Source organism: Bradyrhizobium sp. USDA 4474 (genome assembly GCF_054057515.1).
On the sequence record NZ_JBSRZJ010000001.1, the window covers coordinates 290,929 to 303,746 of the forward strand.

A 12,818-nucleotide genomic window follows, 5' to 3' on the forward strand; every position below is an offset into this window, starting at 1 on the left:
GTCCGACGGTCACCTCTTGCAGACCTCCTTTCGTTGTCGGCCCGTCGCTGACGTTAGCCCAGAGCGCAAGTATGTCCGCTTACGAAAGGTGACCGGACCAAGTTCATGCTGGTCGACGAGGGTAGCCTTTGACCCGAAGCCGATCTTGCGGTCCTTAGTCATCGCTCTTGCGCCGCGAAAAAGTGCTAACCTTCTCATCCCACAGGCCTGGGTCCGTGGAGGGAGGGGCGCATGCGACGGCGGGACCTTCTTGCAGGATTATTGGCGACGACAACGGCCACCGCGGTGCGAGCTGCCGAGCCAAACAGGGTCTACCGGCTGGCGTTTTGCAATCATTTCAAGCGGTTGCCGCGGGGGCCCATTGCGATCCGCATATTCGACCGCTTACGCCAGCTCGGTTACATCGAAGGTAAGAATTTGGTCGCGGATGGATATTTCGCTGAGGATCGGCCAGAACGCTACGCGGAGATCGCACGCAAGGCTGTCCAGGCAAAGCCCGATGTGATCGTGGTGTCGTGGGACAACCAGCTCCTAGCGCAGGTCGCTAAAGAGACATCCACGATCCCGATTCTTTGGCAAATGCCATCGCTCGACGCCGGATTTGTGCGCAACCCTGCTCGGCCGGAAGGCAATATCACCGGTTTCGCCTTTGACGCCGGGACGGAGATGCAGGGAAAACACCTCGACATCCTGCCAAGCTGTCCCATCTGCGTCCCGTATCGCCTATCTCTCAAACCGCTACGATTGGGAAGGGACTTGGGGGCATGCGGTTGTCCAGGCTGGGCGCAGTTCGGGCATTTCAATTATCGGCATACCGATGGACCATTGGGTAGAGGACGAGGACTATCGTCGAGCATTTGAGACCATAGGCCAGCAGTCCGCAGACGCGCTCATGTTTAACGGGCTAGGTGGTAATTTCACTCACAGAAAACTCATCGCTGAATTAGCCTTGAAATATCGACTGCCCTCGATTGGTTGGTCTCCCGATATTGTCGAGAACGGTCCCGGACTCCTCTCTTACGCGGCGGACTTGAGCGATCTTACGGACCGCTTTGCTAATGCCGTGGGCCAAGTTCTCAATGGCACCAAAATAGCGGATATCCCCGTCTCTCCGCCGACGAAATTCATCCTCGCGATCAATCTAAAAACAGCAAGGATGCTCGGCCTCGAAATACCCGCCGGATTGGTCGCCCGCGCGGACGAGGTGAGGAATTGTGAAGGGTTTCGGATGCCGGCCGCATGACTGACGGCGCGGCGTATTCGGGCGGCCGGCGTCCGAAACCCTTCACAGCAGCGCCATCCAGCGATGTCCGCTCTTGCTTCATTGCCGGCAGCAAAGCGGACATCAGGTGAGCCGGAGCTGAGCGCTCCGATCAGGCCGCTAGCTAAGCGGACTTACTCGTCGTCCTCGTCATCTTCTACCTCCTCTTCGTCGTGGCGAGCGGCATCGTCTCACGGAGCAGGTCGCCTTCCATGTCCATCCAGAGGCAGAGCGATCAGACCGGACAGGGCTACCGGCGGCCATCCGACGCTTTTGAACTCCATGCGGTCCGTCTTTTGCAGCGGCGGTTAGTAACAGGACCACCGGCAGCAAAAGTCGGCGGCTTGATTGCATTCCTTGGTTCCCCCAAAGGCGCTGAAATCCTACAGTGCCGGCGATCAAGATTCTTACCAGGGATATCGCTTGCTGCAGCCCGAACAAGTTCCCGACCTGGGTCAGATGGATCGCAAGTGGTCCATTCGGCGCAGCTTAGTGTTCGGAGGCGTTGGGGTCGTCACCGTGGCCTTGCTGATCTGCGCCATGGGCATCTACGTCTTGCTCTATCGGCCGCTGGTGAAGGAGCTGGCGGCGTCGGAGAGCCGCCGTGCCGCCGTCCAGGTGACCGCTGATTTCGAGACGATCTTCGTCAGGGTCGAGGCGATCGCTCGCCTCGAACGCGAATGGGGACTCAAGGGACTGATCGATGTCGATCGTCTCGACGCCTCGAACGCTCTGCTTCGCCCACTCCTGAAAGGGACCAGCGGCATCACCTCGTTCGCAATCGCGCGCGACGACGGTCGCGAGATCCTGATCTCGTCGGAAGCCAACGGGCGCTGGTTCAACCGCCTCACCGATCCGGACGTGCGCGGCGGCGTCGGGCGCTTCATCAGTTACGATGAGAGCGACCGGGTGGTCGGCGACGAGCTGCGAAAGACCGACTACGATGCCAGAAAGCGTCCGTGGTTTCTGGCCGCCGCAGCGATGCCGAAGGACGACAATATCCATTGGACGGCGGCCTATCGGTTCGTCTCGTCCGGCGAGCCGGGCCTGTCGGCGGTGGTGCGGTGGACCGCTCCGGACGGCCATCGCTACGCCATCACCAGCGATGTGTGGCTCCGTGAAATCACGAGCTTCACGCAGCAGGTCCGTTTCACCAATTCCGGACTGGCGGCGATTTTGACCGACGCCGGCGAGGCGCTCGGTCTCCCGCGCCATCCGGGATGGACGAGCGAGACCGTCAGGAAGGCATTGCTGAAGCCTGTCGACGCGCTCGGAGTGGCGCCGCTAACGGCGTCATACCGAGCCTGGCAGGCTCGCGGGCGTCCTTCTAACGAGATCATCCCGGTCGAGGAAAGCGGAAACCTCTGGTTCGCATCGTTCCATGCGGTGCATCCTGCAGGTCAAACCTTCTGGATTGCAACGCTCGCGCCCTCAGCGGATTTCGGATGGGTGGGCGCGGGCAAGCTGGCGATTGGCGCAGCGCTTGTCGTCGGCTGCATAACAATCGCGTCGTTTGCCGCGATATGGTTCGGCACGCGCATCGCCCGGCCGATCGAGCAGTTGTCGGCTGAAAGTGAGCGCATCGGGCTCATGGAATTCTCTCGACCGATCAACGTGGCATCGTCGGTCGACGAGATCGATGCGCTGGCCCGCTCCCTCGAAAGGATGAGATCGAGCTTCGTGCAGGCCCAGGACGAATTGAACAGCAAGGCCGAGCTGGAACGGAAACTGGTGCAGGCCCAGAAAATGGAATCGGTCGGCCAACTCACAGGAGGCGTTGCGCACGACTTCAACAACATGCTCACCGTCATTCTTGGCACCATAGAGATTCTGAAGGACGGCGTTGCCGGCAATCCAGAGCTTTCCGCCATCGCCAAAATGATCGACGAAGCCGCCAAGCGCGGCGCGGACCTCACTCATCGGCTGCTCGCCTTCTCCCGTTTGCAGCCGCTGCAGCCGCGCCGAACGGACGTCAATGCGCTGGTCATCGATGTGGGCCGGCTTTTGCGGCCGATGCTCGGCGACAACGTCGAGATCGTTTCGATGTTGGCGGACGATGTGTGGGCCGCCCTGGTCGATCCGAGCCAACTGAGCAACTCTCTGGTCAATCTTGCCGTAAATGCGCGAGATGCGATGCCGGCCGGCGGCAAGCTCATGCTGGAGACCGAGAACGTCCAGCTTGACGAGGACTATGCGAGTGCAAATGGCGACGTTCGTCCGGGACCTTACGTGATGATCGCCGTTAGCGATACCGGGCAAGGAATCCCCGCCGCGATCCGCGACAAGGTGTTCGATCCGTTCTTCACCACGAAGCACGCCGGGAAGGGATCCGGGCTCGGCCTCAGCATGGTCTACGGCTTCGTCAAGCAGTCGAACGGCCACATCAAGATCTACAGCGAGGAGGGATGTGGAACGACTGTTAGGATCTATCTGCCGCCGGCAGGGGAGCACGATGAGGGGCAGGCGCGTGCCCAGCCGGTGACGCAGGTCGAGAGGGGAACTGAAACAATTCTGGTGGTCGAGGATGAAGCATTGGTGCGCGACTACGTTGGCGCTCAGCTGCGGAGCCTCGGCTATACCGCGATCCTCGCGAGTAACGCCGCCGAAGCGCTGGCCCGCATCGAACATGGTGATGCCGTCGATCTGCTGTTCACCGACGTAATCATGCCCGGCCTCATGAACGGGCGTCATCTCGCCGACGAGGCCGTGAGGCGGCGGCCCGGCCTCAAGGTGCTCTTCAGCTCCGGCTATACCGACAACGCCATCGTGCATCACGGGCGCCTCGACCCGGGTGTCCTCCTGCTGGCGAAGCCCTATCTCAGGTCGGATCTTGCCCGAATGATACGCACGGCGCTGGCCATGCGCACGCCCGATGGGGATGCTGCCGCTCGACCAGAGCCGCCCGGATCGCTCTCATAGTCGAGTTGATCATCACGATAGGCGCTCCCCGTCCGAGCGAGGTGCTCGGACCAGGCCGGGCTCAGATGCGCCTACTCGTCGTCCTCATCCTCATCTTCGATTTCCAGGCGTCCCAGCGTGGCAAGCGGTAGCGGCTCGCGGAACAGATGACGCGCTTGGCGAGGCCTAGCGCCGCGCCAATTTTTTCCGCTCTTGGCCGATGCTGCCTACCCCGAGGTTGGTCCCAAGTGTCGTCTGTCGAGTGTAGACCGGAAGCGCCTTGCGGGGGCTAGACCGCCGATTTTGACCCAAAGGCGACCTGCCGTCCTCATCTTACCGCTCTGACGGCGTGAAAAAAAATGCTAACCTTCTCAGCCCACGAGCGTGGTCCTTGAGGGGGTCACATGCAACGGCGCGATCTTCTTGCAGGATTGTTGGCCACGACAACGGTGAGCGCGCTGCGGGCGGCTGAGCCAACCAAGGTCTATCGCGTGGTGTACTGCGCCCATGTGAAGCGCCCGAAGCCTCCTTCGTCCTTTCTCGCGAGATTGCTTGAGCGCTTGCGGCAGCTTGGCTACAGCGAGGGCAAAAACCTGATCGTAGACATATATGGCGCGGAGGATCAGCCCGAACGATATTCAGAGATCGCACGCAAGGCGGTCGAAGCAAAGCCCGACGTAATCATGGTGTCGTGGGACAACCAACTCTTAGCGAAGGTCGCTAAAGAGACATCCACGATTCCGATTGTTGCATACATGCCATCGCTCGACGCCGGATTTGTGCGTAACCCTAACCGGCCTGAGGGCAACATTACTGGAATCGCTGCGGACGCGGGGATTGAGATGCAAGGGAAGCACCTCGATATTCTGCGGCAGGCCGTTAGCTCCGCATCACGTGTTGCCTACCTTTCAAATCGCTACGATTGGGAAGGAGTTTGGGGACGCGCAGTTGTCGAGGCTGGCCGGGCATCAGGAGTATCAATAATTGGCATCCCGATGGACCATTGGGTCGACGAAGAGGACTACCATCAAGCATTTGAGACTGTGGCTCAGCAGTCGGCCGAGGCACTCATGGCTAACGGACTTGGTGGCAATTTCACCCACCGATATCTTATCGCCGAGTTAGCGTTGAGATATCGGCTTCCGTCCATAGGTTGGTATCCGGACGTTGTCGAGAACGGTCACGGCCTCCTGGCTTATACGCAAGTCGACAGCGATATACCGGAGCGGTGGGCTAACTCGGTGGCCCAAGTGCTCAAGGGCACAAAGATAGTGGATATCCCCGTCTCCCAACCAACGAACTTCGTCCTCTCGATCAACTTGAAAACTGCAAAAACGCTCGGCCTTGAAATCCCTGCTGGATTGGTCGCCCGTGCTGACCAGGTAATCGAGTAGGTTTTTGTAGTGCGGAGTTTAGTCTGGAATTGGCCCATCGCTGCCGCATCCCACGGCCGCAGCTGTGTCGGCTGTCAGAGCTAGACCGGACCTAACTTAAACCGGGCCAAACCGTCGCGATTGACCCGAGGCAGGCGTCCGTCCGTGGACCCGCAAAGCAAAAACTACCTGACCTGCCACTGAATTTTCATCCAGCAGCAGTTAGAGTCTCGGGGGTTTGTACGCCAAGTGGCGCGGGTGGAGCAACGGACGATCGGCGGAGCTGGTCGGGGTTGCGCAGCCGATCGTCCGTTGCGGTGAGGTGGGCGGCGTAGGCCGCGGGGGTCAGGTATTTCAGCGACGAGTGGGGACGCTGGAGATTGTAGTCGGCGACCCAATTGGCGATTTTGGCGCGGGCATCATCGAGATCGAAGAACAGAGTCTCGTTGAGTAGCTCATCGCGCATCCGGCCGTTGATGGGGAAGACGGCCCCGCTTCCTCGGCGCCGGCGATATACTGGCGATGGACGAACCCGGTAACAGGAGCAATTCACCAATGGAACTCGCGACAATTGGGTTGGACATTTCGAAGCACGTATTTCACATCCATGCAGTTGATGGCCAAGGCCAAGTGGCCGGTCGCCAACGCCTCCGGCGAGGCGAGATCGTGTCGTTCTTCTCCTCGCTCGCACCTTGCCTGGTCGGCATCGAAGCCTGCGCGACTGCTCACGACTGGGCGCGGGAGATTCGGCAGTTTGGACATGATGTGAGATTGATCCCGCCGGCCTATATTAAACCCTACGTACGAAGAGGAGCCAAGAATGACGCCGCTGACGCGGCCGCGATCTGCGAAGCGGTCAGTCGTCCCAATATGCGGTTCGTTCCCATCAAGAGCGGCGAGAACCAGGGCTTCTTGATGCTTCATCGTGCAAGAGGCTTATTGGTCCGCCAACGAACCATGACGGCCTGCGCCATTCGGGCTCACTTTGCTGAGTTCGGAATCATCGTCGGGCAAGGCCGGCAACGGGTGGATGGTCTGGTGGACGTGTTGGATGACGAGGAACTGACGCTACCGGCCCACGCCCGGATCGCATTAGCCGTCCTTGTGAACCAACTGAAGGAATTGGACCGGCAGGTCGAGGCTATCGAGCGCGAGCTGGCTCAGATCCAGCGCGTAAATCCGATGGCGAAGTTGCTGTCCTCGATCCCCGGGATCGGTCCCATAACGGCCACAGCTCTCGCCGGGACCGTACCGGACGCGACAATTTTCCGCTCCGGGCGGGAGTTCGCGGCCTGGCTTGGCCTGACGCCTAGACAAAATTCCACCGGCGGGAAGGACAGGCTCGGCCGCATAACAAAGCAGGGCGATTCCTATCTCAGGCACTTGCTTGTCATCGGGGCACGCAACGTCGTTCGGTGTCCAAAGGCCCGGTCCCGGGTCGGAGCTGGCTGGATCGAAGCCCTTCTTGAACGGCGTCGGCCCATGGTTGTTGCGGTCGCTGTCGCCAACAAGTTGGCTCGGATCATCTGGGCAATGATGACGACCGGTGAGTTCTATCGGCCTAAGCTCGCGGCCTGAGCTGCCGCGCTTTTTTTGGCCACCCTAAGGAGTGAGGGCAGATGACAGCGTGATGGAAACCGGCGGAGCTGGGGATCGAGAAAGCCCGAAGAGTTTTAAGCGCAACAAGCGCGACCCGTTGATGAGGCCTCGATCCGCGATCTCGATCAGGGCCAGCGGCCATGGCATCGGTCGCACTAACAGGCCGTATACATGAACGCACCCGACCGGTAACCAAAGTGCTGCTGAAATCTCTTGCATCCGCGGGGCCGTCTATACACGAAGCCATTCTGCATGGGCTTTCCCGGTGCGATGAAGTGCCAATCGATGGCTGCGTCCTTGCACCAAGCCAGCATGGCGTTGCAGGTGAACTCGGTGCCATGGTCGGACACGATCATTCCTGGCTTGCGGCGTCGCTCGACGATTGCCGTGAGTTCGCGGGCCACGCGCCGCCCCGAGATCGACGTGTCCGGAATAGCGCCCAGGCATTCCTTGGTGACGTCGTCGACGATGTTGAGGATGCGGAAGCGTCGGCCATTGGCGAACTGGTCGTGGACGAAGTCCAACGACCAGCGGGCATTTGGCTAGGCCTCGACTAGGATCGGGGCCCGGCTCCCCGCGGCCTTGCGGCGAGCCCGCCGCTTGCGGACGGTGAGCCCTTCCTCGCGATAAAGCCGGTAGATCCGGTCGATCCCCGATGGCTCGCCCTCGCGCCGCAGCAGGACGAACAGGCGGCGATAGCCGAAACGCCGCCGCTCGTTGGCGAGATCGCGCAACCGGCCCCGCAGAACTGCGTCCTGCGGGCGGCTGGAGCGATAGCGGATCATCTTCCGATCCGCACCCACGATCGAGCAGGCCCGCCGCTCCGACAGGCTCACGACGGCCTGCAGATGCGCGACCGCAGCGCGCTTGGCGGCGGGCCCTACCATTTTTTTGAAAGGAGCTCACGGAGTGCGGCTGCATCGAGCATCTGTTCGGCCAGAAGCTTCTTCAGCTTTCCGTTCTCCTCCTCCAGGGCCCTCAACCGCTTCGCTTCGGAAACGTCCATGCCGCCGAATTTGGCCTTCCAATTGTAGATCGTGCCTCGGAGATCCCGTGCTTGCGAGCCAGATCGGCCGTCTTCGCCCCGGCCTCATGCTCCTTCAGCACCGCAATAATTTGCTCTTCCGTGAACCGTGCTCGCTTCATCTGTCCGTCCTTCTTCGGGGCGGACTCTAGCTCCTTCTGGAGGAAATACTCAGTGGCTCGATGGCTCTCCTTTGCAGGGGACCCTAAATCGGCTACCCGGGGGTTCATCGGAACGCCGCCTCTCGACCCTCAAGTGCGCCTCACATTTGCTGAACAACTTTACGCTGGGCGTCTGCGTCCTGTTCGATATACCGCTAAGCGTGCGCGGCCCAAGCCTGCCTGTCGCGGATGCATGTCTGACTGCTACCGTCGGCTCTGTCGTTGGTCGAGCCCTAGCTAGGACGTTTCCATAACCTGCGCCGCATGTTCGTACTCATCGTTAAGAGCCCCAAGCAGTTCTTTCGGCGAAAGACGCTTTGACTCGATACGGCTAAGGGTTGGGCTGACGGGCGCAATCCAATCATTGGCTTGGTCCTCGAACTGCGCCCACCAGTTGACCGAGCAAAGTGCTGGAACAATCAAAAGTAAAAGCTCGAAAGACGGCAATCTTGTTCCGTTTTTGCTGCCATCGTTAAAATCAGCGAGAATGTCTTTGAGAACATCCAGAGTGCCGCTGACGAACTGCCCCTCGTTCAATTCGCATAGCCGGAGTTCTCCATGCTCATCTCTCATAACGTGTGCTGCTGCGATAGCCTCATCGGACTCGACAACAAAGAACCGCCATCCTGAAATCCTCGCGGCAGCTCTGATATTTCCGTCCTTAGGTACTTCGTTGAGCCGCACAAAGCCGAGCCTGTGCCCCCAACATAGCTGAAGAGCGTCTGGCTTTGCCTTCTTCAACTTTGGCGTAAGAAATCCTCTGGTCGCGGCACGTTTTCGAATGCCATCTAGCGCAGCTTTCTTAGCTTCTTGCGAATTTGCTGAAAGGTAAGCTGTCATGGCGCCCTCGTGTGATAACTGTCCGTATAGACGGCCCCCATCCGGTAAAGAGCGGGAAAGTCGCTCCAATCTATGTCTGACAAGCCCCACCATGGATCTGCGATAGCTACTGCATCCACCTCAGTGTCGCCAGCATAGCCGTAGATCGCAACGAAATGCTCGCCACCCCCTAACCAGGCAATGCGCGCGCACAAGGGACGACCTTGGTCTATCTCGCTTCGAATCTCAGCTTGAATCGCGTCTCGCACTTGAAGCCTTAAACGCTCGGACTTTTCAGGTCGTCGGACATTCCATTGTTCAAAGCGGTCGAGACGATTGAGCGACGACATAAGATACCCAAATACATTGCACGGCTCATCCTTGTCTTGTTTGCAACAGTCCGTCCTGCCGAGTTCACCGTTTGCAATCTCGCATTGAGAGTACTTGCCTGATGAAACGTAAGTCTTAGCAACGCTGACCGCTAAGGCCGCCCAGCACCAATTGGTCTTCTCTTGATACTCAAGGTGAAAATCTAGAGCCTTCCAGGTTGAATCGTGGACTGAGCCTAGTTTGATCGGATCACACACCGAGCCTAAGGCGCGTTCGCCTTCTCCCGCGACTGATGTCATTTGAGTTACCTCGAGAATAAGCTGATAGGTTAGCCGGACCCGATTTGCATCCGACGTGCTTCCATTTCTAATGTCCTGAGCCGCCTGGCTCACTCTGCGCTCTTTCGATCGCGTCGTTAAAGCTGCCGCACGTCATCAAAAGCTTAAACGCTTGTTTCGCAATTTCTACTCCGGCGGCTGTATCAGTTGGATAGTGGACTCCGGCGACTTCGCGATTTCGACCAATGCGATCTGCTAGCGCAATTAGCTCACGTCCGCTGCGTGGTCTAATTTTCGCGAGCGAATACGCTATCATGTGACTTTCCAAAGAATGAGCGCTCGGAAATGATGCGTGCCAAGGGGAGTTAATCAGAGGAACCAAGGCTGGACACACTTGTTGAGGTCGCGCCCGCTTGAAACGCAGCTTGAAATAAATCGAAACCAGCTGCGCTACACGCATCGCCATTTCAATTACTTTGAGTGTTTCAGAGTGCGACCACGACGATAACATCAGGACTTGGGCGAAGTATCCCCTGAGTCTAGCATTCTGGTCCAAAATCTCGTTGACCAAGCGTGGCCGCTCGTCTCGAGCCATAGCAAATAGCTGTTCGATCTCATGGAAGATGATCTTGGGATCGGTGGGTGGACCTGAATGCGTAATCTTCTTCTGCCAATCCGTCTCACCAAATTCTGCAAGTGCTATCACGCCGAACAGATCAGGCTGCCACGCAGAAGATGGGAAATGAATGTCATAGTTTAGATCTTTTTCGCAAATGGTGCCGCCGAGCGGATCGAAGAGTAGAAAGGGCGCACCTTGGGGGGCCGGTGCACCGACATACGCGCCGCCAACCGCGCTGCCGCCGCCTTCTCCGCCACCCTCGCCTCCGCCTTCGCCGCCCCCCTCTCCGCCACCTTCAAGTATGTGCAAGCGCATGGCTTCCTCCTGAGTTAAAGATTACTTCGGAGCGGCACGCCAGAGTTAATCGGGAATTCCGGCGGATCTCAATCTTTGCAAGTACAAAGAACGTTGGGGTTCTTTAAATGGACAACGGGCTGCGTATTGAGAGACTTTGAATTGAGGTAGCACCTTGCTGTGTTGTGTGACCATCTGCGTGGCTTGTTCATCGCGACCGAGAGCGAGTAGGCTCGCCGCTGCTATGCGGATCGCATTTCCAAAGCGAGGGTTTAAACTTAGAGCCTTACGGGACCATCGCAGGGCGTCCTCGTAGCCCTCGTTGAGATAATGGTTCTGTGCGAGCCTAGCGTAACTTACAAATGCTTGCTGATCGAGAGGCGAAAGACGAATTGCCCGCTCTGCCCGCTCGATACCGCTCAAAGCATCACCGATGAAACCATAAGTCGCACTGCTAAACATCCAAGCCCAAGCGTTATTCGGGGAAATAGTAAGCGCACGATCGAAGCAGTCCAACGCAGCATCGTAGTCGCGGAAGAACATACTCGTGGCATGTCCCTTCAGCGCAAGCGCGAGTGCATTGCTGGGGTCTCGCTCAAGCGCCAGGTCTGACAAGTGCATAACTTCTGCAATTTCGACAGCAGGATCGGAAGACCAGCCTTCTGCAATGTTGAACAAGTGCCAATGCGCTGAGAACGCAAAAGGCGCTGCATATGTATTGTCGTCCTCACGTGCCCTTTCAAGAAGAGTTCGCGCTCGCGAAAAACTGGAGAAGTCAAGCTTATAGAGCAGCTCAAGGGCTCGAAGCAGGTGATCGTATGCGTTGAGGCTTTGTGGCCGCTTACGCATGGCACGCCTAACTTCAGCTCGACGAACGTGGGTAGCTACGCGCTCTACTATCGCAGAAGCAATCTCGTCCTGTACAACGAAGATATCGTCGATCTTCGAATCATATTTCTCTGCCCAGATCACTGAACCAGCTGCCAAGTCAGTAAGCTCTACTGACACACGAATAGAGTTTCCTGTCCTCCTAACCTTTCCGTTTAGAACATATCGCACTCCGAGCTTCTCGCTTGCCAAGGATGGGTCTAAAGACCGCCGGACAAAATTAACAGTTGAACCACGAGAGACGACTAGTAGATCCCGAAGGTTGCTCAAGGTGGCGATAATGTCGTCGACGAAACCTTCAGCAAAATAGTTGTCGTCATTGTTTTGCGAGAGATTTGCGAACGGCAGTACGCCGATCGATGGCAGTCTTGCTCGCTTTGAACCCTTCGACGCAAAACCCACAGCTGCACTGCGGTCTACACCGGGCAAGCGAACAGAAAAGGCGGCTATCGGCCGTGTTAGATTCTTAAACCGAAGTTCGCCCAAATCGTCGAAAGCGTATTCATTCTGATCACCAATCTGGTCGAGCATAGCTGACGAGAGGACAATTCCGCCAGCTGGGGCCGCGGTTTGCAACCGAGCGGCAATATTGACTCCGCTGCCATACACATCATTCAGATCCACAATCACGGGATCCCAATGGATGCCCATCCGAAATGATATTTGGAGTTCAGGCGGATGGTCTGCTTCCCTGGATCTAATCTCGCGCTGCAACTCTGCGGCTGCTTTTAGGGCGTCCAATGGACTTTCAAATATGGCGATAAAGCCATCGCCCGTGTTCTTGACGATCTCCCCGCGCATGTAAAGGATGCATGGATCGATAGTTTCTACCCTTAGGCGACGAAACCGTCGATGAATTTGAAGCTCGTTGGTCTCCATGAGACGCGTATACGCTACTACATCAGCGGCGAGCACAGCTCGGCTGAGGCGACCGAACTCGATAATCGGCTCGACTGAAACGTCTGGGCCAGAAGGCACAGCCACCTCCTCAAACCAAGCGAATGATTACTCTACCACCAGTTTGAAGTGGAGTCTTCAGCAGCGCCGTTCGATAGCGGCCCAAAATCAGGGCATCGCAGGGAATCAAGTGCTAGGCAGATATCGAGGAGCCTTTACGGCGCCTGTGGTAAATGGCTGCTGCTACAACCCTTCCTTGCTTCTCTATTTCGCTGGAAACGTATCGGTAGTGCCGTCAGCCGAACCCGCTCGGTCTTGGCCCCTTGGTCCGACGTTGTACCGGCCGTGCGGAGTAGTTGCATGACTGGCTGGGTAGC

10 protein-coding genes and 2 pseudogenes are annotated in these 12,818 nt (G+C 58.0%); 5 read left to right on the plus strand and 7 right to left on the minus strand.

The window, feature by feature from the left end:
• Window positions 1–231 precede the first annotated feature (231 nt).
• A complete protein-coding gene (locus ACVW16_RS01395; RefSeq protein ID WP_456739241.1) occupies window positions 232–861 on the plus strand; it encodes an ABC transporter substrate binding protein in 630 nt (209 codons plus the stop codon).
• Window positions 862–892: 31 nt separating this feature from the next.
• Entirely contained in the window at window positions 893–1,243 is a 351-nt protein-coding gene (locus tag ACVW16_RS01400; protein ID WP_456705527.1) for an ABC transporter substrate binding protein, read from the plus strand.
• A gap of 507 nt (window positions 1,244–1,750) precedes the next feature.
• On the opposite strand, the gene ACVW16_RS01405 is transcribed toward ACVW16_RS01400, so the two are convergent.
• On the minus strand, window positions 1,751–2,266 hold the full coding sequence (locus ACVW16_RS01405; RefSeq protein ID WP_456802206.1) for a hypothetical protein: 516 nt from the start codon (window positions 2,264–2,266) through the stop codon (window positions 1,751–1,753).
• Here ACVW16_RS01405 and ACVW16_RS01410 point away from each other — a divergent pair.
• Both ACVW16_RS01410 and ACVW16_RS01415 read left to right on the plus strand, forming a co-directional pair.
• Window positions 2,243–4,180: an ATP-binding protein gene (locus ACVW16_RS01410; RefSeq protein ID WP_456734509.1), complete on the plus strand. Its 1,938-nt coding sequence runs from the start codon at window positions 2,243–2,245 to the stop codon at window positions 4,178–4,180. The genes ACVW16_RS01405 and ACVW16_RS01410 overlap by 24 nt on opposite strands.
• Window positions 4,181–4,563: 383 nt before the next feature.
• Window positions 4,564–5,553 carry an ABC transporter substrate-binding protein gene (locus ACVW16_RS01415; protein WP_456739240.1) on the plus strand — a complete coding sequence of 330 codons (990 nt, stop codon included), beginning with the start codon at window positions 4,564–4,566 and terminating at the stop codon, window positions 5,551–5,553.
• Window positions 5,554–5,740: 187 nt separating this feature from the next.
• On the opposite strand, the pseudogene ACVW16_RS01420 reads toward ACVW16_RS01415, so the two are convergent.
• Window positions 5,741–6,019, minus strand: a pseudogene (locus ACVW16_RS01420) (integrase core domain-containing protein); the annotation flags it as partial.
• A gap of 68 nt (window positions 6,020–6,087) precedes the next feature.
• On the opposite strand from ACVW16_RS01420, the gene ACVW16_RS01425 reads away from it, so the two are divergent.
• Window positions 6,088–7,110: an IS110 family RNA-guided transposase gene (locus tag ACVW16_RS01425; RefSeq protein WP_456739239.1), complete on the plus strand. Its 1,023-nt coding sequence runs from the start codon at window positions 6,088–6,090 to the stop codon at window positions 7,108–7,110.
• Between the two features lie 257 nt (window positions 7,111–7,367).
• Here ACVW16_RS01425 and ACVW16_RS01430 read toward each other — a convergent pair.
• The 5 genes and pseudogenes from ACVW16_RS01430 to ACVW16_RS01450 form a co-directional block, all read right to left on the minus strand.
• Window positions 7,368–8,277 (minus strand): annotated as a pseudogene (locus ACVW16_RS01430) (IS3 family transposase); the annotation flags it as partial.
• A gap of 276 nt (window positions 8,278–8,553) precedes the next feature.
• A complete protein-coding gene (locus ACVW16_RS01435; RefSeq protein ID WP_456705523.1) occupies window positions 8,554–9,156 on the minus strand; it encodes a hypothetical protein in 603 nt (200 codons plus the stop codon).
• Window positions 9,153–9,764 carry a papain-like cysteine protease family protein gene (locus tag ACVW16_RS01440; RefSeq protein WP_456705522.1) on the minus strand — a complete coding sequence of 204 codons (612 nt, stop codon included), beginning with the start codon at window positions 9,762–9,764 and terminating at the stop codon, window positions 9,153–9,155. Before ACVW16_RS01440 ends, ACVW16_RS01435 begins: the two co-directional genes overlap by 4 nt.
• A gap of 67 nt (window positions 9,765–9,831) precedes the next feature.
• Entirely contained in the window at window positions 9,832–10,677 is an 846-nt protein-coding gene (locus ACVW16_RS01445; RefSeq protein WP_456739238.1) for a phosphatase PAP2 family protein, read from the minus strand.
• A 45-nt stretch (window positions 10,678–10,722) separates the two neighbouring features.
• Entirely contained in the window at window positions 10,723–12,528 is a 1,806-nt protein-coding gene (locus tag ACVW16_RS01450; RefSeq protein WP_456802207.1) for an adenylate/guanylate cyclase domain-containing protein, read from the minus strand.
• Window positions 12,529–12,818: the final 290 nt, after the last annotated feature.